This window comes from Halomonas gemina (genome assembly GCF_023554995.1).
In the GTDB taxonomy this organism is placed as follows: domain Bacteria; phylum Pseudomonadota; class Gammaproteobacteria; order Pseudomonadales; family Halomonadaceae; genus Halomonas; species Halomonas gemina.
Genome location: NZ_JAMJPK010000002.1, coordinates 370,829 through 391,404, shown reverse-complemented (window position 1 = coordinate 391,404; position 20,576 = coordinate 370,829). Strand labels below are relative to the sequence as shown.

Below are 20,576 nucleotides of genomic sequence, written 5' to 3'. Positions count from 1 at the left end.
TCGGCGCTTAGAGTCGATAGACGCTCTTGGTCATCACCTTCGACATCAGCTTCATGCCCAGCTTGACCGGCGCGGGGAAGCGGGCACCACCGGCCTCCAGCGCCAGCTGGGCGTGGTGGGACTCGTCGATGGCCATCTGGCGCAGCACCGCCCGGGAGCGCTGGTCACCCGGCGGCAGCTTGACCAGGTGCTCCTCCAGGTGGTGGCCGACCTGCTCCTCGGTGGCGGCCACGAAGCCCAGGCTGATCCGGTCGCCCACGGCGCCGGCCGTGGCACCGAGGCCGAAGGAGGCCGCGTAGAAAAAGGGATTGAGCAGGCTGGGCCGGTCATGCAGCTCCTGCAGCCGGGAATCGCACCAGGCCAGGTGGTCGATCTCCTCCTGGGCGGCCTGCTCCATCTGGCCGCGCACCTCCGACAGCTTGGCGGTGAGGCCCTGGCCCTGGTAGAGGGCCTGAGCACACACCTCGCCGGTGTGGTTGATGCGCATCAACCCGGCGACGTGCCGCCGCTCCTCGTCGCTCAGCGGCTCGTCGTGGACCTCCGGGGTCGCCGGCGAGGGGCGCGAGGGCGAGGCCGCGTGGGGCACCAGGGTCCTCAGCACGGTATCGAACTGGTGGATCAGGTTGTCGGTGCGGGAAAGCGAAGGTGTCATGGCGGGTCTCTCGAGAATGCACCTGATGCGTCGTACGCCTGGTCGCGCGCGGCGCGAGCCGCAAGGCGCCAGCTAGCCAGCCGGCCAAGTGAAGCGACGACCGCCCATCAGGTGCATGTGGATATGATAGACGGTCTGGCCACCCTGGTCATTGCAGTTCATCACCACCCGGTAGCCCTCTTCGGCGAAGCCCTTCTCCGCCGCCAGCTTCGCGGCGGTGTACTGCAACCGGCCGACCAGCGCGAGGTCGCCCTCCTCGACGTCGTTGAGGGTGGCGATATGCTGCTTGGGCACGATCAGCATATGGGTGGGTGCCTGCGGGTTGATGTCGTTGAAGGCCAGCACCGCATCGTCCTCGTAGACGATGTCGGCGGGAATCTCGCGCTCGATGATCTTGCAGAACAGGCAATCCATGGGGTCGTTCCTCTCGGTCGGGTCTCGGGTCAGCGGAAGCGTCGCTGGGCAAGCAGGTGGCGGACCAGCGGTCCCAGGATCAGCTCCATGGCCAGCGACAGCCGCGACCCCGGCACCACCAGGGTGTGCGGACGGCTCATGAAGGCACCCTGGATCATCGCCAGCAGGTAGGGGAAGTCCACCTTGGCCGGGTCGCGGAAGCGGATCACCACGAAGGACTCGGCATCGGTGGGGATGTCCTGCACCTCGAAGGGGTTGGAGGTATCCACCGTGGGCACCCGCTGGAAGTTGATATGGGTACGCGAGAACTGCGGCTGGATGTAGCGCACGTAGTCGTCCATGCGCCCCAGGATGGTATCGATCACCGCCTCCTGGGAGTAGCCGCGATGACGCATGTCGCGATCGATCTTCTGGATCCACTCCAGGTTCATGGTCGGTGCCACCCCCACCAGCAGGTCGACGTGGCGGGCGATGTCGAGCTCGGCGGTGACCAGCCCCCCGTGCAGGCCCTCGTAGAACAGCAGGTCCGTGCCGCAGGGCAGCGGCTGCCATTCGGTGAAGGTGCCCACCTGGTAGCCGGCCTCGATCATCTGCTTGTCTTCGGCATGGATATAGTGGCGGTAGGTGCCATTGCCGTGCTCGCCGTACTCCTGGAACAGCGCCTCGAGCCGGTCGAGCAGGTTGGCCTCCACGGCGAAGTGGGAGAGCTCGTCCTTGCGCTCGGGCTCGTCGAGGAGCAGCCGCGCCAGCTCCTGGCGGGTGTAGCGGTGGAAGGCATCGCCGTCGACGAAGGCGGCATGCACGGCCTCCCGGGCGAACATCCGCTCGAAGGTTCGCTTCACCGTGGTGGTGCCGGCGCCAGAGGAGCCGGTCAGGGCGATGATCGGATACTCCCGGGACATCAGTTCGCTCCTGCCAGGGCTTCCCGCACGCCGGCCGGGATCGCCACCGGTCGGCCGCTCTGCGGGTCGATCAGCATCAGGTTGATGCGCGCCGTGGCCACCGTGGCGCCATCCGCCTCGCGCAGGATGCGATGGTAGACGCCGATCGCCTTGCGTCCCGGCGCGGGGATGGCCGTCTCCACCACCAAGGCATCGGGCCAACGGGTCTCGGCCTGGTACTGCACGGCGAGATCCGCCGCCACGCAGGGATAGCCGCCGAGGTCCCACTCGTGAAGCTCCCGAGACGCGAGGGCCACCACGCGGGCCTCGTGCAGCAGCGACACCAGCGCATCGTGCCCCAAGTGGCGGCCATAGTTCATGTCGGTGATGCGCACCGTCAGCGGGTGACGGTGCACCACGTCATTCGCGGGAAAGCTCAGTCTGACACGCTCCATCCTCGCTCCTGCTCTCGTTATTGCGGGACCACACGCCGTCAGGCGCCACTGCGCTCCCGGGCGATGGCCCGATGGGCGATATCGCGGCGGTAGAGCACGTCGGGCCAGGCGATCTCCGCCACCCCCCGGTAGGCCAGGTCCCGGGCCGCCCCGACACCCTCGCCCAGGGCGGTGACGCAGAGCACCCGACCCCCGGCGGTGACCACCCGGCCCTGTGCATCCTCGGCGGTACCGGCATGGAAGACCTTGCAGCCGGTGGCCTCAGCGGCCTCCAGCCCCTCGATAACGTCGCCCTTGCGATAGCTGCCCGGGTAGCCGCCGGCGGCCAGTACCACGCCCACCGCGGCCCGCGGGTCCCAGTCGCAGGCATGGCCGGCCAATTCGCCGCGGGCCCCGGCCAGGCACAGCTCGGCGAGGTCTGACGACAAGCGCAGCATGATCGGCTGGGTCTCGGGGTCGCCGAAGCGGCAGTTGTACTCGATCACCCTGGGATTGCCCTCGGCGTCGATCATCAGGCCGGCGTAGAGGAAGCCGGTGTAGGCATGCCCCTCCTCGGCCATGCCGCGAACCGTGGGCCGGATGACCCGTGCCATGATGCGCTCGAAGACCGCGTCGGTGACCACCGGCGCCGGGGAGTAGGCGCCCATGCCGCCGGTATTGGGGCCGCTGTCGCCTTCGCCGGCCCGCTTGTGGTCCTGGCTGGTGGCCATGGGCAGGATCGTCTCGCCGTCGACCATGACGATGAAGCTCGCCTCCTCGCCCTCAAGGAACGCCTCGATCACCACCCGGGCCCCGGCATCCCCGAAGGCGTTGGCCTCGAGCATGTCGCGGATCGCGGCCTCCGCCTCGGCGCGGGTCATGGCCACGATGACGCCCTTGCCGGCGGCCAGGCCGTCGGCCTTGATGACGATGGGCGCGCCCTTCTCCTCGAGGTACGCCAGCGCCGGCTCGACCGCGGTGAAGCTGCGGTAGTCGGCGGTGGGGATGGCATGGCGGGCCAGGAAGTCCTTGGAGAAGGCCTTGGAGCCCTCGAGCCGGGCCGCGCCGGCCGTCGGCCCGAAGATCGCCAGCCCGGCCTCGCGGAAGCGGTCGACAACGCCCTCGACCAACGGCGCCTCGGGACCGACGATGGTCAGCGCCACCGCTTGCTCCCGGGCGAAGGCCACCAGGCCCGCCAGGTCCAAGACGCCGATGTCGACATTCTCGAGGCCCGGCTCACGAGCCGTGCCGGCATTGCCGGGAGCCACGAAGACGGTCTCCACGCGGGGAGACTGGGCGACCTTCCAGGCCAGGGCGTGTTCGCGGCCACCGCCGCCGATGATCAGGACCTTCATCCGCTGTGCTACCTCACAACCGTGCAAGAAACGTCGCGGCATTATGTCAGAAACTCGCCCGGGACGCCGCTCACGGCTTGCCGCTGCCCTTGTCGTCGTCGTCCGGGCTGCCGGCCTGGTTGATGGTCTTCTGCCAGAACTTCATGTTCTCCTCGGCCAGCTCGCGCATCAGCTCCATGGGCGAGTGGCGCATGGCCTGCTGCCACTGGTCCTGCATGCGCTGCTGCTGCTCGAGCATCAGCTTGGTGCCCTGCTCCAGGTAACGGGAAAGGGGCAAGGGCTGGGCCATGTCATAGACGCGGATGAACTGGGCGAGCAGGTCGTTGGAGAAGACCTGCGCATCGCCGTCGGCCTGCTCCTGCTCGATGATGATCGACAGCAGGATGGTGCGGGTCAGGTCCTCGCCGCTCTTGGCATCCTCCACGCGGAAGGGCACCTCGTCGAGGATCAGGCCGCGTAGGTCCTCGAGGGTCACATAGCGGCTCTGTTCGGTATCATAGAGCCTGCGGTTGGCATACTTGCGAATCACGCGCACGGCGCTGCTCCTTATTATACGAAGGGGCGGCTGCCCCTGTACGGCTATTGTGCACCGCGATACCCACCATGCAAGGCATAGCCACCATTCAGTCTCCAACGCGGCGAGGCGCCATGAACCTGATCCTGCTCTCCCCCGACGACATCGAGAACGACCGCCTGGCCCGGGTGCGCGACCCGCGGCGCCTGGCCCACCTGCGCGAGGTGCACCGGGCGAGCCCCGGCGACCTGCTGACGCTGGGCATCGAGGGCGGGCGCCTGGGGCGCGGGAAGCTGCTCGACCTGGACGAGAACGAGGCGCTGTTCGATGTCGCCGCCCTGGACCAGGCACCGCCGCCGGTGCTGCCGGTGCACCTGGTGCTCGCCCTGCCCCGCCCGCGCATGCTGGCCCGCACCCTGGAGCACGTCACCGCGCTCGGCGTGAAGCACATCACCCTGCTCAATACGCGCCGCGTGGAGAAGAGCTACTGGCAGTCGCCGGAACTCGGCGAGGAGAAGATCCGCCGCCACCTGGTGCTCGGCCTGGAGCAGGCCCGCGACACCCGGCTACCCGAGGTGGTCCTGACCAAGGGCTTTCGCCCCTTCGTCGAGGAGCGGCTGCCGGGCCTGCTGGCCGAGCGCCGGGGCCTGGTGGCCCACCCCGGCCTGCCGGGCGACTGCCCCCGCGGCCTCGACGAACCCGTGCTGCTGCTGGTGGGGCCGGAGGGGGGCTTCATCCCCTGGGAGGTGGAACGGCTGCTCGCGGCGGGCTGCGAGGGCATCCACCTGGGCCCGCGAATCCTGCGGGTAGAGACCGCGGTGACGGCCCTGCTCGCCCGGCTCTTCTGACCCCCGAGGGGACGACGACCTAGTCGTCCTCCTCCGGGTCGTGGGCAACGAACGGGGAATCCTCGTCGCAGCCGGGCTCGTTGAGGAAGGTCTCGCGCACGTCGAGCAGCCCCAGGTGGCCGATCGAGCGGCGCCCGAGCAGCAGCGGATAGAACATCTCCTCGCGGTCGCGCAGGCTGAACTGCTCTTCGTAGACGGTATCGCCCAGGCAGACCTTCATCAGCACCACCGGACGCCGGTCGGTGCCACCGGCGCCGCGCAGGCGGATGCTGCGATAGAGCGGCAGTTCCATGCGCTCGGTGAAGGTCTCGCCGCTGGCCTCGTCCTGGAGCCTGAGGCGAAAACGGACCCACTCCTCGCCTTCCCTGTCGAACCGCTCGATATCGCGGGCGTCCAGCGACGAGGTCAGGGCACCGCTGTCGAGCTTGGCCTTCACCTCGACGCCCCAGGGCTCCAGGGTCGCCTTCTCCACCCAGCCGAAGACCCTCTCCTCGTCGTCGGCGGCGAAGGTCGGGGACGCGGCACTCAGCAGCAGGCCGGCCAGCAGGGGCAAGCCGAAACGTGTCAGGGTCATGGTCTCCTCCGGATCATGGGCTCAGCGCTTCAGGCGCTCGAGCAGGTTGCGGGTGGCGAAGCCATCCGGGGTGGTGCCGATGGCGGCCTGGAACTCGCGCAGGCCCCGGCGGGTGTTGGGGCCCATGACGCCGTCCGGCGCGCCCACCTCGAAGCCACGCTGGTTGAGCAGGCGCTGCATCTCGCGCACCTGGCGGCGGCTCAGCGGCTGCTCTTCCCGCGGCCAGCCCTGCACCACGCCTTCACGGCCGGCCAACTCGTCGGCCAGGGTGCCCACCGCCAGGGCGTAGCTGGTGGCATTGTTGTAGCGCAGGATGGCGCGGAAGTTCGGCCCCACCAGGAAGGCCGGCCCCTCGGCCCCGCCGGGCACGATCACCGAGGCCTCCGCGAGGTCGGGCAGCGGCGCCCCGTCCAGGGTGCGTACGCCGCGTTCGGCCCAGTCGCGGCTGGGCCGACGGGTGGTGAGCTCGGTCTCGGCGTAGTCGAAGCCCTCGGGAAGCCGGACCTCCACGCCCCAGGGCTGCCCCGCCTGCCAACCGGCCCGGTCGAGATAGTTGGCGGTGGAGGCCATCACGTCCGGGATGCTGCCCCAGATGTCACGCCGCCCGTCGCCGTCGCCATCCACGGCATAGGCCTCGAAGCTCGAGGGAATGAACTGGGTATGTCCCATGGCACCGGCCCAGGAGCCCTGCATGCGCTCGGGCGAGATGTCCCCGGCCTCTAGGATGCGCAGCGCCGCGAGCAGCTCGTCCCGGGCGAAGTCGCGACGGCGGCCGTCGTACGCCAGGGTGGCCAGGGCCTCCAGGGTCGAGAAGTCGCCGAAGTTGCCGCCGTAGTTGCTCTCGATGCCCCAGATGGCGACGATCACCTCGGCGGGCACCCCGTAGCGCCGCTCCATCTCCCGGGCCGTGGCGCGATGCGCATCCAGGCGCTCCCGTCCGGTGGTCACCCGGGTCGCCGAGACGGCGCTGTCCAGGTACTGCCAGATCGGCCGCACGAATTCGGGCTGGGAGCGGTCGAGCTCGATCACCCGTGGACGATAACGCAGGCCGTCCAGGGCCCGTGCCAGCGTTGCCTCGCCGATGCCCTCTGCCCGCGCCTCGCGCCGGAAGTCGGCCAGCCAGCCCGCGAAGTCCGCCGCGGCCGCCCGGTCACCGGCCTCGACCCCGGCCACGGCATCGGTCGCCTCGCCGCGCTGCGCCTCGCGGTCCACGTTGGCCTCGCTGGTGGGTGCAGCCTGGCAGCCGGCCAGCAGGGCCAGCAGCAGGGGGGTGGTCAGCATCCGTTTCATCGTCGCTCCTGCAGGACGTTTCCATGATCCGCCCGATCATCGCCCAGAACCGGCCTCCAGGCCAGCCCGCTCAGCTTCCCCAGAGCCGCCAGATCAGCAGCGCGTGGCAGGCCAGCACGACCAGGGTCAGGGGCATGCGCAGGGAGTGGTACCAGTCGGGCAGCCGCGCCCCGCCCTCCCGCGAGAGCTCATGGAGGCGGACCAGCACGAAGCCGATAGCCAGTACCCAGGCGCCGGTGAACGGGTGGAGCAGCAGCGCCGGCCAGGCGACCAGGCTCGGCACCATGGCGAGCAGCATGCGCCGCCGGAAGGGGGCCTCCCCGGGGCGCTCCCGGCACATCGCCACGCCCCATTGCACCCCGCCGAGGAAGGAGAGGATCACCGCGCTGTAGCCCAGGAAGGCCCGAACAGCAACGGCCTGCCAGGCGACCGGCGCCAGCCATGCCGCCGCCGCGCTCGCCAGGAAGGGCAGCAGGCCGGCCAGGCCGAGCCACAGCGCAAGGGCTGGGATCGAGGCACGCATCACGTCTCCTCCCCGTGGGCGGAGACGCCAGGCACCTGCCAGAGCGCCGCATAGCTGCCATCTGGGTCGTAGTGGCCGGCCTGGTCGTGGACGTCCAGGGCACGCGGACGGGTGTCGCGCCCCACCCCGGCCAGGTAACGCCAGTTCCCCCAGTTGCTGGCCACGTCGTGGTCGATCAGGCAGTGCTCGAACCAGGCCGCGCCCAGACGCCAGTCACCGCCGAGATCGCGCACCAGGTAGCTTGCCGCGTTCTGGCGCGCCCGGTTCGAAAGCCAGCCGGTGGCGGCCAGTTCGCGCATGGCGGCATCCACGAAGGGAACGCCGGTACGCCCATCGCACCAGGCGCGAAAGTCGTCGCTGGGTACCGGAAGCTCACGCCCGCCGAACAGTGAGGCGCCCTCCTGCCGCGCCGCCCAGTGGAAGTAGTCGCGCCACAGCAGCTCTAAGACCAGCCAGTAGCTCGAGTCGTTGGCGCCGTGACGGGCCTCCCAGGCGCGCACCGCATCATGCACCTGGCGCGCCGAGAGACAGCCCTGGGAAAGCCAGGGCGAGAGCCGGGTGGAGAAATCGGCACCGGCCAAAACGTTGCGGGTCTGCTTGTAGCGCGCCACGGCGCCGCTCTCCCACAGATAGTGATCGAGCCGCGACCATCCCGCCGCCTCGCCGCCGGTAAAGGCAAAGCCGCCACGCGGGTCCGGGGCCCAGGCGGCCGCCCGCTCGCAGACCTTGTCCAGCGGCGGGAAGCCGCGCGGGGCACCCGCAGGCCAGTTGGGCAGGGTCACCGGCGCAGGGACCGCGCCGGGGACCGACCAGTCCTGTTCCACCTTGCGACGAAACGCCGAGAAGCTGGCGGGCAGGTCGTCCACCGCCATGGGCAGAGAGGCCTCATCGAGCAGCGTGCCGGCGTCCTGGCGGGACAGTATCACGGCATCGCCCAGCCGTTCGGCCAGTTGCGCGGTGGCCTGCTGCTCTTCCCAGCCAGCATCGGCGCGCACCCGAACTTCATCGATATCATGCCCGACGACCAGTTCCGCTACCGCATCGACAGGGTCACCGATACGCACCAGCAGGTCACTGCCGCGCTTGAGCAGTTCGCCGCGCAGCTCGATCAGGCTCTGCCAGAGGAACTGCAGGCGCGCCGGCCCGACACGCGACGCCCCCAGTCGCGGCAAGGGGGTCAGCCAGGCCTCGTCCAGCACATAGACGCAAAGCAGCGATTCAGGCGGCGTCGCGAAGTGGAACAGGGGGTTGTCGGCCAGGCGCAGATCGTTGCGCAGCCATACCAGCATCCGGCTCATAGTGCGCTCTCCCGGCGTCTTGATTCGCGGCGGCAGCGTTCGCTGCAGTGGCGAACGTCCTCCCAGCAGCGCGCCCACTTGCGTCGCCAGGCGAAGGGGCGCGCGCAATGCGCGCAGGCCTTGTGCGGAAGATGCGGCTTGCGGTGCATGGGGAGCCTCAAAAGATAGACAATATAAATTTATAGTACAGTATTTGTACAAATAAATATCGTCTACTGCCACCCCAGGGCATCCAACGAGAGGGGCCGCCCGAAGGCGGCCCCGCGATGACAGACCCTGACAGACCCGACTCAGGCGCCGTCCGCCCCCCCGGAGTCACGGCGTGCGTTGCGCTCGGTCTCCATCCCGCTCTTCAGCTCGTGGGTCAGGGGGTCGTAGTTCGGCTTGAGCTCATCCTTGACGGTGCCCCCCCAGAGCCGGGAACCGACGAAGTAGCCGGCACGGCCGATCACATGGGCGGCCACCGGGGCGGTCATCATGATGAAGAGGATCACGCCGAAGGCCCGCGCCACCACCGCCACCTGGGCGAAGTGCAGGGCCACCGCCAGCATGATCAGGGTGGCCCCCAGGGTCGCGGCCTTGGTGGTAGCATGCATGCGGGTCAGCAGGTCGGGCAGGCGCACCACTCCCAGCGCCGCCAGGAACATGAAGATCGCCCCGGCCAGTATCAGCCCGCTCTTGAGGAGCTCAATCATCCCGGGGCCCCCCGCGTTCCAGGAAGCGGGCGAAGCCGATGGCGGCCATGAACGCCATCAGCGCCATGACGATGGCCACGTCGAGCAGGCTCGGCACGTCGGTGGCGATGGCGACCACCCCGATGATGCCGACGAGGATCGACGAGAAGAGCTCCAGGGCCACCACCCGGTCCGGCAGGCTGGGACCGCGGAACAGGCGAACGAAGGCCAGGCACAGCGCCAGGGCCATCACCGCCAGGCTCAGCAGGATCACGTTCGACACGGGATCACCTCCTTTCACTAGTGGAACAGCTCCAGCGCCCGGCGCTCCAGCTCCGCCAGGCTGCGCCTGAGTTCCGGCTCGTCGTCCAGGAACATGGCATGGATGTAGAGCACGCGGCGGTCGTCGGAGACATCCAGGCTCAGGGTCCCCGGCGTCAGCGAGATCAGGTTGGCGACGAAGGCGATCTCGAACTCGGTGCTGGCCTTCAGGGGCATGGCGATCACCCCCGGTTTCATGTACCAGGGCGGAGTGACGATGTCGTAGGAGACCTTGAGGTTGGCCATCACCAGTTCCTTGAGGAAGAAGCCGACGAAGCGGATCAGCCGCGGCAGCCGCTGGGCATGCCCGGCCAGCGCCGGCACCTGGGGCTGGATCAGTGCCAGCACCAGGTAGCCGAAGAGCAGCCCGGCGAGCAGGTTGCGGCCGCTGAAGTCGCCGGTGAGCACGATCCAGGCGAAGCCCAGCAGCAGGTTCCAGGCGGCTCCGATCATGGCATCACCTCCTGCGCCTCGCCGAGCACGGCCTCGATGTAGCGCTCGGGCGCCAGCAGCTGGCCGGCCGAGGCCTCGGCCAGGGCGTAGATGGGCTCGGCATTGAGGCCGATGAACAGGGTGCATAGCGCCAGGCCGACCACCGGCGCCGACATCAGCCACATCTCGCGGGGCTCGACCGCCGGATAGGGGTCGACGTCGCCCTCCGGCGGCGTCGACTTCCAGAACACCTCGGCCCAGATCTTGATCATCGAGTAGAGGGTGAGCAGCCCCACCAGCAGGGCGATGAAGGTCACCCCGTAGGCCTCGGCCTCGATGCCGGCGCGGATCACGATGAACTTGGCGAAGAAGCCGGACAGCGGCGGCATGCCGGCCAGCGACAGCGCCGGGATCAGGAACAGGATGGCCAGCCAGGGGTGGCTGCGATAGAAGCCACCCAGCGACTTCAGCTGGTAGGTGCCGCGCAACCGATGGACGATGCCGCTGACCAGGAAGAGGTTCGTCTTCACGATGATGTGATGAATGATGTAGAAGACCCCGCCGATGATCGCCAAGGGGGTGAACAGCGCCAGGCCAAGGATCATGTAGCCGATCTGGCTAACGATGTGGAACGACAGGATGCGCCGGAACTCGAACTGCGCCGCCGCCCCCAGCACCCCGGAGAGCATGGTGAATCCCGCCCCCCATAGCAGGATCTCGTGGGTATAGCCCGGGCTCTGGTGGAAGATCAGCGTGAAGACCCGGAACAGCGCATAGACCCCGACCTTGGTCAGCAGGCCGGCGAACAGCGCCGAGACGGCCACCGGCGGGGTATGGTAAGAGGCCGGCAGCCAGAAGAACAGCGGGAAGGCCGCCGCCTTGATGCCGAAGGCCACCATGAACATCATCGCCAGCACGTCGACCATGCCGTCATCCTCCAGGGTCGCCAGGCGACGGGCGATGTCGGCCATGTTGAGCGTGCCCACCATGCCGTAGAGCAGCCCCACCGCGACCAGGAAGATCACCGAGGAGACCAGGTTGAGGGTCACGTACTTGATCGCCCCCTCCATCTGCGCCTTCTCGCTGCCGAGGATCAGCAGCGCGAAGGAGGCCACCAGCATCACCTCGAACCAGACGTAGAGGTTGAAGATGTCGCCGGTGAGGAAGGCCCCGGCGACCCCGGCCAGCAGCAGGTGCATCAGCGGGAAGTAGCCGTAGGCCTCGTGGCCGCGCCCCACCGTGGCCAGCGAGAAGAGCGCCACGGCGAAGCCGATGATGCCGGTGAGCACGACCATGATAGCCCCCAGCAGGTCGGCCACCAGGCTGATGCCGAAGGGCGCCGGCCAGCCGCCCATGTGCATCACCAGGATGCCGTCACGGTTGACCGTGGCCAGCAGCCACAGGCTGGTCAGCAGCAGGCCAGCGGTACCAGCCACGGCAACGAAGCGCTGCATGCTCCGGGAGCGCCAGAACACCAGCGACACGGCCCCCGCCAGCAGCGGGATGATGATGGGCAGCGCGATCTGGGGGGTCACGTGTCGGTATCCTTCATCTTGTCCAGGTCATCGGCACGCACGATCTCCCAGGCGCGGCGCACCAGCACCACGGCGAACGACAGCACCCCGAAGGCGATGACGATGGCGGTGAGCACCAGCGCCTGGGGCAGCGGGTCGGCCACCGCGCCCTCGGGCGCCGTCAGCCCCTGCGGGACCAGCGGCGGTGCGCCGCGCACCATGCCGGCCGTGGCGAAGATCAGCAGGTTGGCGGCATTGGAGAGCAGCATCAGCCCGATCACCAGCTTGACGATGGAGCGGCGCAGCATCATGTAGATGGCGGCGGCGAACAGGATGCCGATGGTGATGGCCATCAAGGGTTCCATGGAGCCTCCTTAGCGTGCGTCGTCTTCCTGATCGGTCTTGACCAGCGCGGTGATCGCCGTGAGCACCGAGCCCACCACCACCAGGTAGACGCCGATGTCGAAGATCAGCGGCGTCGAGGCCTTGAAGTCGATGACCGGGATCGTCCACCACTGGGCGGTGAAGAAGGGCTCGCCGACCCACCAGGCGGGCAGCATCGAGACCACCCCGAGCAGCAGCCCGATGGCGACCAGATCGCGGGGCGAGACCTTGAGCATCTCACTCAGGGCGCGCCGCCCCAGGGCAAACAGATAGAGCGCAAAGCCCCCCGCCGCCACCAGGCCGGCGATGAAGCCGCCCCCCGGCTCGTCGTGCCCGCGCAGCAGCAGGAACAACGAGAAGAGCAGCTGCAGCGGCAGCAGCAGGCGCGCCGCGGCATTGAGGATCAGGGTGCCCGATCTAACCATCGTCTCTCTCCGGCGGCGTCGCATGGCGCCGGGCATCGTACGCCTCGGCATGGAAGCGCAGCATGGCATAGACGCCGATGGCCGCCAGCGCCAGCACGAACATCTCGCCCAGGGTATCCAGCGCCCGGAAATCGACCAGGATGACGTTGACGATGTTGTGGCCATGGCCCAGCGGCTGGCTGTTCTCCACCATGTAGTCCGAGATCCGCGGCAGCCGCTCACCGGCGAGCACCGAGAGCATCAGCAGGGTGATCAGGCCGCCGGTGAGGCTCGCCACCGCGAGGTCGCGCAGCCGCTCGATGGGCGTGGAGAGGGTGGCGAAGCGTGGCAGGCGGAACAGCACCAGCACCAGCAGGATCACCGTCAGGGTCTCCACCAGCAGCTGGGTGATCGCCAGGTCCGGGGCACTGAACAGCACGAAGGTCAGGGCGATGGAGAAGCCCATGATGCCCAGTGCCGCCACCGCCGCCAGCCGCGAGCGCATCACGCAGGCTGCCAGGGCCCCGGCGACCATCAGGCCGGCGACCACGGCCTCATGGAGGTAGACCGCCAGGGAGAAGTCGAGCGCGAGGGTGTGGCGGAAGAAGAGGGCATGACCGACCAGGCCCACCAGCACCAGCAGGGTCATCACCAGGTAGTTGCGGAGTTGCCCGTTCTGCAGCATGCGGGTCTGCCAGCCGGCGACGGCCACCATGCCGGCCATCAGCGCCTCGTAACCGGCCTCGGGGCCGCGGGCCATGAGCGGTTCGAGGCGGGCCAGGAGCGCCCGCAGGCGGTCCCAGTGACGGTAGGCCAGCAGGCCCAGCAGCAGGCTCGCCAGTGACAGCAACAGGGGCAGGTTGACCCCGTGCCAGAGCGCCAGGTGCACCGCGCCGTGGCTCTCCCTGGCCCCCACCCCGATGCCCGCCACGGTGGCACCCACCAGGGGGTCGAGCAGGCCCGGCGCCAGGCCGAACGACAGCGACAGCACCGCCAGCAGGGCGGGCCCCGCGAGCATGGCATGGGGCGCCTCATGGGGCGCCCTGGGAGTCTCGCGGGGCGCGCCGAAGAAGGGACGCAGGGCGACGATGGCCGCCACGGCCAGGGTCAGGAAGGCCGCCATGAAGGCGAGCAGCAGGATCAGCGGGCGCCAGGCGGAGGCCTCGAGCACCGACTCGAACATCAACTCCTTGCCCACGAAGCCCAGCAGGGGCGGCAGCCCGGCCAGCGACAGGGCGGCGAGCCCGGCCACCACGGCGGTGAGCGGCATCACCCGGCGCAGCCCCCCCATGGCGGTGACGTCCTTGGTACCGGTCTCGTGGTCGAGGATGCCGGCCACCATGAACAGTGCCCCCTTGTAGAGCGAGTGGGCGAGCAGGAAGGCCACAAAGGCGACCATCGCCCCCTCGGTGCCGATGCCCAGCAGCATGGTCAGCGTGCCCAACGCCATCACCGTGGAGTAGGCCAGCAGCTTCTTGACGTTGGTGTGCTGGATCGCCAGGAAGGCGCCGGTGGCCATGGTCAGCGCCCCGACCAGCGAGAGGGTGATCATCCAGCCGTCGGTGCCGCCCAGGGCGGGATGCAGCCGGGCGAGCAGGTAGACTCCCGCCTTGACCATGGTCGCCGAGTGCAGGTAGGCCGAGACCGGCGTGGGGGCCGCCATGGCGTTGGGCAGCCAGAAGTGGAAGGGGAACTGGGCCGACTTGGTGAAGGCACCCAGCAGCACGCACACCAGCAGCGGCGTGTAGAGCGCATGCTCGCGCAGCAGCTCGCCGCGGCCGGTGAGCTCGGCCAGCGACCAGCTGTCGCCGGCCACCGCGAGCATGCTGAACCCGGCGAGCAGCGCCAGACCGCCGCCCACGGTGACGAAGAGCCCCTGGAGGGCCGCCTTGCGGGCGGCGAGGTCGGTGTGGTTGAAGCCGATCAGCAGGTAGGAGGTGATGCTGGTCAACTCCCAGAACACGAAGAGCGTGACCAGGTTGTCGGCCAGCACCAGGCCGAGCATCGACATCATGAAGGCGGTGATCACCACCAGGAAGCGCGGCAGGTCGCGGTGGCCGCGCAGGTACTCACCGGAGTAGACCAGCACTAGGGCGCCGATCACCGTGATCAGCATGGCGAACAGCCACGCCAGGCCATCGATCAGGAAGGTCAGGGTGATATCGAGCCCCGGCACCCATGCCCACTCCAGCAGCAGGACCTCGCCGGAGGCGACCGCTGGCCACTGGCCGAGCAGCCAGGCCGCCAGGGAGGCGGGCAGCAGGGCCATCACCAGCGGCGTACGGGCCCCGAACCAGTGATGCAGCAGCGGGGCCAGCCCCGCCACCACGAAGCCTCCCAGCACGGCAAGTTGCATCAGGCGCCCTCCCCTGTCGTGACGGCGTTTGCGGCAGCGTCGCCGCCCCGCCGGTTCGGACAGTCAACTCTATAGAGACAAGATGTTGAAAGGCAAGGAGGCAGCGAGCGAGTTCCCTTTGCGTTAGAGTGGAAAGGAGCCATGCCATGGGGGGCGATCCAACCCAGGGACAGGGTGCGACGGCATGTCGCTTGCATCATCCTGTCCCACGGGCACGCTATGCCCTCCCCGTTTCCGGACCCGCGCAGGATGACCGATCGATGACATTGCTGTGGATAGCCCTGCTGCCCCTGCTGGGGGTGCTGGTGCCCGCGTTCACCGAGCGACGCGGGCGACGTTTCTGCTCCCTGGCCACCGCGCTGCTGCCCGCACTGGCCCTGCTGCTGACCCTGGGCCAGCTGCCGGCCCTGGCGGCCGGCGAGGCGCTGCGCTTCGCCGTGGAGTGGGTCCCCACCCTGGGCCTCGACCTGGCCTTCCGGCTGGACGGCCTGTCGGTGCTGTTCAACCTGCTGATCATGGGGATCGGCCTGCTGATCCTGCTCTATGCGCACTACTACCTGTCGCCGGAGGAACCCTTCGGGCGCTTCTACGCCTACCTGATCCTGTTCATGGCCTCCATGGTCGGCATCGTGATGGCCGACAACCTGTTGCTGCTGTGGCTCTTCTGGGAGCTCACCAGCATCTCCTCCTTCCTGCTGATCGGCTTCTGGTCGCACCGCAGCGACGCCCGCAAGGGGGCGCGCATGGCGCTGACCGTGACCGGTGCCGGCGGCCTGGCGCTGCTCGCCGGCCTGCTGCTGCTGGGGGACATGGTGGGCAGCTACGACATGAACGTGGTGCTCGACAGCGGCGACGTCATCCTCGCCGACCCGCGCTATCCCCTGATGCTGGTGCTGGTACTGCTGGGCGCCTTCACCAAGTCGGCGCAGTTCCCCTTCCAGTTCTGGCTGCCCCATGCCATGGCCGCCCCCACGCCGGTCTCCGCCTACCTGCACTCGGCGACCATGGTCAAGGCCGGGATCTTCCTGATGGCGCGCCTGCACCCGGCCATCGCCGGCAGCGAGCTGTGGTCGGTGATCGTCTCCCTTGTGGGCATGGCCACCCTGCTCTACGGCGCCTGGTTCGCGCTGCTCAAGACCGATCTCAAGGGCATCCTGGCCTTCTCCACGGTCAGCCACCTGGGCCTGATCACCGTACTGCTGGGGATCGGCACGCCCATGGCGGTGCTCGCGGCGCTCTTCCACATCCTCAACCACGCCACCTTCAAGGCGGCACTGTTCATGAGCGCGGGGATCATCGACCACGAGACCGGCACCCGCGAGCTCGGGCGCCTGGGCGGCCTGCGCCGCGCCATGCCGGTCACCGCGGTGCTGACCAGCGTGGCGGGCGCGGCCATGGCCGGCGTGCCGCTGTTAAACGGCTTCCTCTCCAAGGAGATGTTCTTCACCGAGACCCTGGAGAGCCCGGTGCTGGGCGGGCTGAGCTGGCTGCTGCCGGTCCTCGCCACCCTGGGGGGCATCCTCTCGGTGGCCTACTCGCTGCGCCTGGTGCATGCGGTCTTCTTCAAGCCGGCACGCGAGGCACCGCCCAAATCCCCCCACGAGCCGCCGTGGCTGATGCGCGCCCCGGTGGAGCTGCTGGTGGTGCTGTGCGTGGCCGTGGGTCTCGCCCCGGTGCTGGCGGAGGGGCTGCTCGGCCTGGCCCTGGAATCGGTGCTGGGCGAGGCGTTCACGTTCCATCTGGCGATCTGGCACGGCGTCAACCTGCCGCTGTTGATGAGCCTGGTGGCGCTGGTCGCCGGCGTGGCGACCTACTGGCGCCATCCCGACCTGCGCCGCTTCCTCAAGGGCTTCCGCCCGGTGGATGCCCGCCTGGTGTTCGAGGCCGCCGTGCAGCGTCTGGGACGCGGCGCCGAAGCCGGCCTGGCCCGGTTCGACGGAGGGTCGCTGCAGCGCTACATGACCTGGCTGCTGCTCGCCGCCCTGCTGATGGGGGGGCTGGGCCTGGTCGACATGCCGCAGCTCGCAGGCCCGCACGACAACCAGCCGCTCGACGGCATCCTGCTGTTGGGGGCCGGCCTGCTGATCTTCGGCGGCATCGCCACGGCCGTCACCCACCGCTACCGTCTGGTCTCGCTGCTGATGCTGTCGGTGGTGGGACTGGTGGTTGCCCTGACGTTCGCCCGCTTCTCCGCCCCCGACCTGGCGCTGACCCAGCTCTCGGTGGAGGTGGTGACCATGATCCTGCTGATGCTGGCGCTGTTCTTCCTGCCCCAGAAGACCCCCCGGGAATCCTCGCATCGCCGCAGCCTGCGCGACGTGGTGCTGGCCGGCGCCCTGGGCATGGTGGTCGCCAGCCTCAACTACGCGGTGCTGACGCGGGACAATGCGCCCATCTCCGGCTTCTTCCTGGAGAACAGCGTGCCCGGCGGCGGCGGCCACAACGTAGTCAACGTCATCCTGGTGGACTTCCGCGGCTTCGATACCCTGGGCGAGATCACCGTGCTGGCGCTGGCGGGCCTGGCGATCTTCAAGCTGCTCAACCGGCTGCGGCTGTTCATGCCGCACAGCGACGGCGAGGGCCGTCTCTGGTCGCCGGACCGCTATCCGGCTATCCTCACCTCCATCTCCATGGCCCTGCTGCCGCTGGCCCTGCTGGTGTCCGCCTTCATCTTCCTGCGCGGCCATAACCAGCCCGGTGGCGGCTTCATCGCCGGCCTGGTCACCGCCGTGGCGCTGATCCTGCTCTACATGGCCCGCGGCGTGGAGTGGACCCAGCAGCGCCTCGACTTCCCCTACCAGCCGGTGGCGATCGCCGGGGTGGCCGTCGCCACCCTCACCGGCCTGGGCAGCTGGCTGTTCGGCCAACCCTTCCTGACCTCGGCCTTCGGACACTTCCACCTGCCGCTGGTCGGCGACTTCGAGCTGGCCACCGCCATGCTCTTCGACCTCGGCGTCTACCTGGCGGTGGTGGGGGCCACACTGATGATCCTCGCCAACCTGGGCAAGGTCACCACGCCTCACCGTCCGGCCAAGGAAGCCGCCAGCAGCTTCGATACCGGCCCCACTTCGCGACCCGGCAAGGAGAAACGCTGATGGAAAGCCTCTACGCCATCACTACCGGCGTGCTGACCGCCTGCGGGCTCTACCTGGTATTGCGCGGCCGCACCTTCCCGGTGGTGGTCGGCCTCACCCTGCTCTCCTATGCGGTCAACCTCTTCCTGTTCTCCATGGGCGGGCTGACCACCGACGGCGCCGCCATCCTCGACGGGCCGTCGGACTATGCCGACCCGCTGCCCCAGGCGCTGGTGCTCACCGCCATCGTGATCGGCTTCGCCATGACCGCCTTCGTGGTGATCCTGGCGATGCGCGCACGCAGCGAGGCAGGCAACGACCATGTCGACGGCCGCAACCATGAAGACGGGGAGGGCCGCCCGTGATGCAGCATCTGATCGTCCTGCCCGTGGTGCTGCCGCTGGTGGCCGGCATCCTGCTGCTGTATCGCCGCCAGGGGGCCACCCGGGCCAAGCGCCTGATCGGGGTTGTCGCCACCGCCCTGCTGGTGGTGGTCGGCATCGCCCTGGTGGCGCGTGCCGCCGGCGGCGAGGTCACCTACTATGCGCTGGGCGGCTGGCAGCCGCCCTTCGGCATCGTGCTGGTCCTCGACCGCCTCTCGGCGCTGATGGTGCTGCTCACCGCCGTACTCGCCCTGGGCGCCGTGGTATTCGCCTGTGCCGGCGACGACGAGCGCGGCAGCAACTTCCACGGCCTCTTCCAGTGGCAGCTGATGGGCATCAACGGGGCCTTCCTCACCGGTGACCTGTTCAACCTCTTCGTGTTCTTCGAGGTGCTGCTGCTCGCCTCCTACGCCCTGCTGCTGCACGGCGGCGGCAAGGCGCGCATCCAGGCCGGGGTCTACTACGTGGTGCTCAACCTGGCCGGCTCCTCGCTGTTCCTGATCGCGGTGGGCGTGCTCTATGGCGCCACCGGCACCCTCAACATGGCCGACATGGCGGTGCGCCTCGGCGAGCTGCCCGCCGAGCGGGCCGGGCTGGTGACCGCCGGCGGCCTGATGCTGCTGGTGGTGTTCGGCCTGAAGGCCGCGATCCTGCCGCTCTACTTCTGGCTGCCGCGGGCCTACGCCGCCGCCCCGGCGCCGGTGGCGGCGCTCTTTGCCATCATGACCAAGGTCGGCATTTACGCCATCCTGCGGGTCTATTCGCTGGTCTTCGGCGAGCAAGCCGGGCCGCTGGCCGACCTCGAGCAGGCCTGGGTATGGTGGCTGTCGCTGGGCACCCTGGTGGCGGCCGGGGTCGGCGTGCTGGCCGCCCGTGACCTGCGCCTGCTGGTGGCCTACCTGGTGCTGGTCTCGGTGGGCACCCTGCTGGCCGGCATCGGCATGGGCTCGCCGGCCGCCGTCTCCGCCCTGCTCTACTACCTGGTGCACACCACCCTGATCACCGGCGGGCTCTTCCTGCTGGCCGAGCTGATCGGCCTGCAGCGTGGCAAGGCCGGCACCCGCCTGGTCAAGGGCCGCCCCCTGCACCAGGGCGGCTGGCTGGCCGGGCTGTTCTTCGTCGGTGCCGTGGCAGTGGCCGGCCTGCCCCCGCTCTCCGGGGCCATCGGCAAGGCGCTGCTGATGGCTTCGGCCGAGGGGGTCCAGCGCGCCTGGCTGTGGCCGGTCCTGCTGGGCACCGGCCTGTGCGCACTGGTCGCCCTGTCCCGGGCCGGCTCCACGCTGTTCTGGCGCAGCCAGGGGGAGCCGATGGGCCTGCCCCTGCCGCGACGCCAGTGGTTCGGGGTCGCCTGGCTGCTGGGTGCCTCGCCGCTGCTGGTGGTCCTGGCCGGCCCGGTTAGCGACTACACCCGGGCCACCGCCGACCAGCTGGCCAACCCCCGGGTGGTGGTCAACGCCCTGATCAACGATGCCGGAGGCACGCCATGATCAAGCCCCGTCCCTGGCTACCGACCCCGTTGCTGTCGATCCTGCTGCTGGCGGTGTGGCTGCTGCTGGTGCGCAGCACCGCCTTCGGCCAGCTGCTGCTGGGCAGTGTCCTGGCGGTGGTGATCCCGCTGGCCACCCACCGCTTCTGGGATGCCCAGCCCCATGTGGCCCGGCCCTGGCTGCTGCTGCGCTTCGTGCTGCGCGTGCTGGGCGATATCCTCGTCGCCAACATCGAGGTGGCCTGGCTGATCGTCAATCCCTGGCGCCGGCTGCGCCCCCACTTCGTCGAATACCCGCTGATGCTCCAGGACCGTTTCACCATCACCCTGCTGGCCAACACCATCAGCCTGACCCCGGGCACGGTATCGGCCAACCTGCGCCTGGACGGCCGGACGCTGCTGATCCATGCCCTGGACGTGGAGGACGAAGAGGCGCTGATCACGCATATCCGCGAGCGCTACGAGCGGCCGCTGAAGGAGATCTACGAATGCTAGACATTGCCCTGTGGACCAGCATGGCCCTGGTGGTGGCGGCCCTGCTGCTCAACGTCTATCGCCTGACGGTGGGGCCGGACATGCCGGACCGGATCCTCGCGCTGGATACCATGTACGTGAACTCCATCGCGCTGATCGTGCTGATGGGGCTCTGGCTGAACACCAAGACCTACTTCGAGTCGGCGCTGCTGATCGCCATGCTCGGGTTCATCAGCACCGTGGCGGTCTGCAAGTACCTGCTGCGCGGCGACATCATCGAATAGGAGGCCC

General features: G+C 69.0%; 24 protein-coding genes. 6 read left to right on the top strand and 18 right to left on the bottom strand.

From position 1 onward, the window contains the following. Positions 1 to 7: 7 nt before the first annotated feature. From coq7 to phaR, 6 genes are all read right to left on the bottom strand, one after another. On the bottom strand, positions 8 to 652 hold the full coding sequence (gene coq7 / locus M8009_RS05885; RefSeq protein ID WP_250059863.1) for a 2-polyprenyl-3-methyl-6-methoxy-1,4-benzoquinone monooxygenase: 645 nt from the start codon (positions 650 to 652) through the stop codon (positions 8 to 10). A 72-nt stretch (positions 653 to 724) separates the two neighbouring features. After that, positions 725 to 1,066: a histidine triad nucleotide-binding protein gene (locus tag M8009_RS05880; RefSeq protein ID WP_250059861.1), complete on the bottom strand. Its 342-nt coding sequence runs from the start codon at positions 1,064 to 1,066 to the stop codon at positions 725 to 727. Between the two features lie 29 nt (positions 1,067 to 1,095). After that, entirely contained in the window at positions 1,096 to 1,968 is an 873-nt protein-coding gene (locus M8009_RS05875; RefSeq protein ID WP_250059859.1) for a phosphoribulokinase, read from the bottom strand. Then, positions 1,968 to 2,402, bottom strand: a complete 435-nt coding sequence (locus tag M8009_RS05870; protein WP_250059858.1) for an acyl-CoA thioesterase — start codon at positions 2,400 to 2,402, stop codon at positions 1,968 to 1,970. The genes M8009_RS05875 and M8009_RS05870 overlap by 1 nt, the downstream gene beginning before the upstream one ends. Before the next feature lie 38 nt (positions 2,403 to 2,440). Then, entirely contained in the window at positions 2,441 to 3,736 is a 1,296-nt protein-coding gene (purD, locus tag M8009_RS05865) for a phosphoribosylamine--glycine ligase (protein WP_250059856.1), read from the bottom strand. Positions 3,737 to 3,806: 70 nt separating this feature from the next. Then, positions 3,807 to 4,271 (bottom strand): polyhydroxyalkanoate synthesis repressor PhaR, encoded by a 465-nt coding sequence (gene phaR, locus M8009_RS05860; RefSeq protein ID WP_250059855.1) that lies wholly within the window; start codon positions 4,269 to 4,271, stop codon positions 3,807 to 3,809. Positions 4,272 to 4,384: 113 nt separating this feature from the next. Here phaR and M8009_RS05855 point away from each other — a divergent pair, with 113 nt between their 5' ends. Further along, entirely contained in the window at positions 4,385 to 5,098 is a 714-nt protein-coding gene (locus tag M8009_RS05855; protein WP_250059854.1) for a 16S rRNA (uracil(1498)-N(3))-methyltransferase, read from the top strand. 19 nt (positions 5,099 to 5,117) lie between these two features. On the opposite strand, the gene rloA3 is transcribed toward M8009_RS05855, so the two are convergent. The 12 genes from rloA3 to M8009_RS05795 form a co-directional block, all read right to left on the bottom strand. Then, positions 5,118 to 5,672 carry a retropepsin-like aspartic peptidase RloA3 gene (gene rloA3 / locus M8009_RS05850; protein WP_250059853.1) on the bottom strand — a complete coding sequence of 185 codons (555 nt, stop codon included), beginning with the start codon at positions 5,670 to 5,672 and terminating at the stop codon, positions 5,118 to 5,120. Between the two features lie 21 nt (positions 5,673 to 5,693). Beyond that, positions 5,694 to 6,962 carry a lytic murein transglycosylase gene (locus tag M8009_RS05845; protein WP_250059851.1) on the bottom strand — a complete coding sequence of 423 codons (1,269 nt, stop codon included), beginning with the start codon at positions 6,960 to 6,962 and terminating at the stop codon, positions 5,694 to 5,696. Positions 6,963 to 7,032: 70 nt separating this feature from the next. Then, complete coding sequence (locus tag M8009_RS05840; protein WP_250059850.1) at positions 7,033 to 7,485, bottom strand: DUF3429 domain-containing protein; 453 nt, start codon at positions 7,483 to 7,485, stop codon at positions 7,033 to 7,035. After that, on the bottom strand, positions 7,485 to 8,783 hold the full coding sequence (locus M8009_RS05835) for a DASH family cryptochrome (protein WP_250059849.1): 1,299 nt from the start codon (positions 8,781 to 8,783) through the stop codon (positions 7,485 to 7,487). The genes M8009_RS05840 and M8009_RS05835 overlap by 1 nt, the downstream gene beginning before the upstream one ends. Beyond that, positions 8,780 to 8,932 carry a DUF2256 domain-containing protein gene (locus M8009_RS05830; protein ID WP_250059847.1) on the bottom strand — a complete coding sequence of 51 codons (153 nt, stop codon included), beginning with the start codon at positions 8,930 to 8,932 and terminating at the stop codon, positions 8,780 to 8,782. The genes M8009_RS05835 and M8009_RS05830 overlap by 4 nt, the downstream gene beginning before the upstream one ends. Positions 8,933 to 9,073: 141 nt before the next feature. After that, positions 9,074 to 9,478 carry a monovalent cation/H(+) antiporter subunit G gene (gene mnhG, locus M8009_RS05825; RefSeq protein WP_250059845.1) on the bottom strand — a complete coding sequence of 135 codons (405 nt, stop codon included), beginning with the start codon at positions 9,476 to 9,478 and terminating at the stop codon, positions 9,074 to 9,076. Then, complete coding sequence (locus tag M8009_RS05820) at positions 9,471 to 9,740, bottom strand: MrpF/PhaF family protein (protein WP_250059844.1); 270 nt, start codon at positions 9,738 to 9,740, stop codon at positions 9,471 to 9,473. The genes mnhG and M8009_RS05820 overlap by 8 nt, the downstream gene beginning before the upstream one ends. Before the next feature lie 17 nt (positions 9,741 to 9,757). Beyond that, positions 9,758 to 10,231, bottom strand: a complete 474-nt coding sequence (locus tag M8009_RS05815; protein WP_250059842.1) for a Na+/H+ antiporter subunit E — start codon at positions 10,229 to 10,231, stop codon at positions 9,758 to 9,760. After that, the gene (locus M8009_RS05810; protein WP_250059840.1) at positions 10,228 to 11,745 is read right to left on the bottom strand and encodes a Na+/H+ antiporter subunit D; all 1,518 of its coding nucleotides are present in this window, start codon (positions 11,743 to 11,745) and stop codon (positions 10,228 to 10,230) included. Before M8009_RS05810 ends, M8009_RS05815 begins: the two co-directional genes overlap by 4 nt. Next, positions 11,742 to 12,089: a Na+/H+ antiporter subunit C gene (locus M8009_RS05805; protein WP_151443175.1), complete on the bottom strand. Its 348-nt coding sequence runs from the start codon at positions 12,087 to 12,089 to the stop codon at positions 11,742 to 11,744. Before M8009_RS05805 ends, M8009_RS05810 begins: the two co-directional genes overlap by 4 nt. Positions 12,090 to 12,098: 9 nt before the next feature. After that, positions 12,099 to 12,533, bottom strand: coding sequence for a Na+/H+ antiporter subunit B (locus M8009_RS05800; protein WP_250059839.1), 435 nt, complete (start codon positions 12,531 to 12,533; stop codon positions 12,099 to 12,101). Next, entirely contained in the window at positions 12,526 to 14,868 is a 2,343-nt protein-coding gene (locus M8009_RS05795) for a putative monovalent cation/H+ antiporter subunit A (RefSeq protein WP_250059837.1), read from the bottom strand. Before M8009_RS05795 ends, M8009_RS05800 begins: the two co-directional genes overlap by 8 nt. A gap of 260 nt (positions 14,869 to 15,128) precedes the next feature. Here M8009_RS05795 and M8009_RS05790 point away from each other — a divergent pair, with 260 nt between their 5' ends. Genes M8009_RS05790 through M8009_RS05770 form a run of 5 tightly spaced genes read left to right on the top strand, consistent with a single transcriptional unit; the run spans position 15,129 to position 20,569 of the window. Beyond that, the gene (locus tag M8009_RS05790; protein WP_250059836.1) at positions 15,129 to 17,963 is read left to right on the top strand and encodes a monovalent cation/H+ antiporter subunit A; all 2,835 of its coding nucleotides are present in this window, start codon (positions 15,129 to 15,131) and stop codon (positions 17,961 to 17,963) included. After that, the gene (locus M8009_RS05785; RefSeq protein WP_250059834.1) at positions 17,963 to 18,307 is read left to right on the top strand and encodes a Na+/H+ antiporter subunit C; all 345 of its coding nucleotides are present in this window, start codon (positions 17,963 to 17,965) and stop codon (positions 18,305 to 18,307) included. The genes M8009_RS05790 and M8009_RS05785 overlap by 1 nt, the downstream gene beginning before the upstream one ends. Further along, complete coding sequence (locus tag M8009_RS05780; RefSeq protein ID WP_250059833.1) at positions 18,304 to 19,812, top strand: monovalent cation/H+ antiporter subunit D; 1,509 nt, start codon at positions 18,304 to 18,306, stop codon at positions 19,810 to 19,812. Before M8009_RS05785 ends, M8009_RS05780 begins: the two co-directional genes overlap by 4 nt. Next, entirely contained in the window at positions 19,809 to 20,306 is a 498-nt protein-coding gene (locus M8009_RS05775; protein ID WP_250059832.1) for a Na+/H+ antiporter subunit E, read from the top strand. Before M8009_RS05780 ends, M8009_RS05775 begins: the two co-directional genes overlap by 4 nt. Then, the gene (locus M8009_RS05770; RefSeq protein WP_250059830.1) at positions 20,300 to 20,569 is read left to right on the top strand and encodes a K+/H+ antiporter subunit F; all 270 of its coding nucleotides are present in this window, start codon (positions 20,300 to 20,302) and stop codon (positions 20,567 to 20,569) included. The genes M8009_RS05775 and M8009_RS05770 overlap by 7 nt, the downstream gene beginning before the upstream one ends. Positions 20,570 to 20,576: the final 7 nt, after the last annotated feature.

Excerpts from the sequence above, each read along its gene's own strand:
- coq7 (WP_250059863.1), bottom strand. The coding sequence starts at position 652 with ATGACACCTTCGCTTTCCCGCACCGACAACCTGATCCACCAGTTCGAT.
- M8009_RS05880 (WP_250059861.1), bottom strand. The coding sequence starts at position 1,066 with ATGGATTGCCTGTTCTGCAAGATCATCGAGCGCGAGATTCCCGCCGAC.
- M8009_RS05875 (WP_250059859.1), bottom strand. The coding sequence starts at position 1,968 with ATGTCCCGGGAGTATCCGATCATCGCCCTGACCGGCTCCTCTGGCGCC.
- M8009_RS05870 (WP_250059858.1), bottom strand. The coding sequence starts at position 2,402 with ATGGAGCGTGTCAGACTGAGCTTTCCCGCGAATGACGTGGTGCACCGT.
- purD (WP_250059856.1), bottom strand. The coding sequence starts at position 3,736 with ATGAAGGTCCTGATCATCGGCGGCGGTGGCCGCGAACACGCCCTGGCC.
- M8009_RS05855 (WP_250059854.1), top strand. The coding sequence starts at position 4,385 with ATGAACCTGATCCTGCTCTCCCCCGACGACATCGAGAACGACCGCCTG.
- rloA3 (WP_250059853.1), bottom strand. The coding sequence starts at position 5,672 with ATGACCCTGACACGTTTCGGCTTGCCCCTGCTGGCCGGCCTGCTGCTG.
- M8009_RS05845 (WP_250059851.1), bottom strand. The coding sequence starts at position 6,962 with ATGAAACGGATGCTGACCACCCCCCTGCTGCTGGCCCTGCTGGCCGGC.
- M8009_RS05840 (WP_250059850.1), bottom strand. The coding sequence starts at position 7,485 with ATGCGTGCCTCGATCCCAGCCCTTGCGCTGTGGCTCGGCCTGGCCGGC.
- M8009_RS05835 (WP_250059849.1), bottom strand. The coding sequence starts at position 8,783 with ATGAGCCGGATGCTGGTATGGCTGCGCAACGATCTGCGCCTGGCCGAC.
- M8009_RS05830 (WP_250059847.1), bottom strand. The coding sequence starts at position 8,932 with ATGCACCGCAAGCCGCATCTTCCGCACAAGGCCTGCGCGCATTGCGCG.
- mnhG (WP_250059845.1), bottom strand. The coding sequence starts at position 9,478 with ATGATTGAGCTCCTCAAGAGCGGGCTGATACTGGCCGGGGCGATCTTC.
- M8009_RS05815 (WP_250059842.1), bottom strand. The coding sequence starts at position 10,231 with ATGATCGGAGCCGCCTGGAACCTGCTGCTGGGCTTCGCCTGGATCGTG.
- M8009_RS05805 (WP_151443175.1), bottom strand. The coding sequence starts at position 12,089 with ATGGAACCCTTGATGGCCATCACCATCGGCATCCTGTTCGCCGCCGCC.
- M8009_RS05800 (WP_250059839.1), bottom strand. The coding sequence starts at position 12,533 with ATGGTTAGATCGGGCACCCTGATCCTCAATGCCGCGGCGCGCCTGCTG.
- M8009_RS05795 (WP_250059837.1), bottom strand. The coding sequence starts at position 14,868 with ATGCAACTTGCCGTGCTGGGAGGCTTCGTGGTGGCGGGGCTGGCCCCG.
- M8009_RS05790 (WP_250059836.1), top strand. The coding sequence starts at position 15,129 with ATGACATTGCTGTGGATAGCCCTGCTGCCCCTGCTGGGGGTGCTGGTG.
- M8009_RS05785 (WP_250059834.1), top strand. The coding sequence starts at position 17,963 with ATGGAAAGCCTCTACGCCATCACTACCGGCGTGCTGACCGCCTGCGGG.
- M8009_RS05775 (WP_250059832.1), top strand. The coding sequence starts at position 19,809 with ATGATCAAGCCCCGTCCCTGGCTACCGACCCCGTTGCTGTCGATCCTG.
- M8009_RS05770 (WP_250059830.1), top strand. The coding sequence starts at position 20,300 with ATGCTAGACATTGCCCTGTGGACCAGCATGGCCCTGGTGGTGGCGGCC.